Below are 1,360 nucleotides of genomic sequence, written 5' to 3'. Positions count from 1 at the left end.
CTTGGCGCAACGGCTGTTTCTATCCCCCCTGCTGTCTTCCCAAAAGCTGGGGCAGTACCCGGCAAAGGTTGAGTCTTCTTGTCTTTGGGAAGGGGAAACTTCCAAAGAATTTTAGAGTGGAGCAGGATCCAGCGAGCTGATCCCATGCCAACACGGAAAAAGGCAGCTTGCGCAACACCCTTTCAACTTCAACGCGAAGGAGGAGCCGATGGCCAGCCTTAACTTTCCAGCCCTGCGTATTGGCGATCCCATTCAAGAGGGCAGCTTTCAGGTTTTTCCCCTCTTTTCTGAGGGGGATCAGGAAGTTGCCTATCGCCTTCCTGAACTGCAGCTCAAGGAAGCAACCATCACCGAGGTGAGCGAGGCCGGAGCCGTGCCTCAGCTAGTTGTGGAAAACCACAGTGAGTCTCTGTTGCTGCTGGTAGAAGGCCAGGAGCTGATAGGAGCCAAACAAAACCGGGTTCTCAACACCACCGTCCTAATCAAGCCAAAAAGCAAGGTTACAATACCCGTTTCCTGCGTAGAAGCTGGGAGGTGGCACTTCCATTCTCGCGAGATGAGCGATGCCGAGCACTTTGTCCCCAACAAGTTGCGGCACGAGTTAAAAAGGGGTGTCTTCCAGTCGCTGAAAAACAAACTTGGCCATCGCTCAGAGCAGGGAAGAGTATGGGACACCGTTGCCTATCTTCACCGCGAGCTTGGTGTTAGCTCCCCTACTGCCGCCCTTGATGCTGCCTATGTAACCTACAATCGGGAGCTCGAGAAGTTCCGCAAAGACATTGACTACGTCAAAGGAGCAACTGGCCTAGCCATTGCCATAGGTGGTCGTGTGCGCTCGCTGGATCTCTTCGGAACGGCGCAGATTTGCAGCCGGTTGTGGCCTCGCCTGGTAGCTGGTCTAGCCATCGAGGCCCTGCGAGCAGCCCCCTCGCAAGCCAAGGTCACCTCTGAGGATGTTCTCAAATACTGGGCCAACATAACCCAATGGCCTTGGGAAGCGGTAACGACTGTGGGCGAAGGCCAGGAGTACCGGGCAGAGTCGCAGCAAGGCGACCAAGGCTCAGCGCTGTTCTACGATGAAAAGCTGGTTTACCTGTCGGCAGTAGGGCCAGTCGTTTCTGAGAACTAACTCCAGTGGATCCCCGGCAGGCTTCTTCCTTTCTGGCTGGGAAAGACTCCCCCATTGCTCGGCACCGCTGCCCTCACCCCCAGCCCCTCTCCCTCAGGGAGAGGGGAGTTGGGTAAAGGAACTGTGCCAGGCAACCCTGCCGGCTAGGCAATATTGCTGGTTCAAGAGATCATGCGCTCGAGAGCAAGTTGCAAATCTTGAGTTAGCTCGGCTACTGCCTGTCTGGCTTCC

At 55.7% G+C, this 1,360-nt stretch carries 1 protein-coding gene; it reads left to right on the top strand.

The window, feature by feature from the left end; genetic code table 11:
- Positions 1 to 208 precede the first annotated feature (208 nt).
- Positions 209 to 1,129, top strand: a complete 921-nt coding sequence (locus NW852_RS03890; protein WP_414371693.1) for an ARPP-1 family domain-containing protein — start codon at positions 209 to 211, stop codon at positions 1,127 to 1,129.
- The last annotated feature ends 231 nt before the right edge of the window (positions 1,130 to 1,360 follow it).

The organism is Synechococcus sp. H60.1 (assembly GCF_047462335.1).
GTDB lineage: Bacteria > Cyanobacteriota > Cyanobacteriia > Thermostichales > Thermostichaceae > Thermostichus.
The sequence above is the reverse complement of the archived record's forward strand: the minus strand, read 5'-3'. Positions and strand labels throughout refer to the sequence as shown.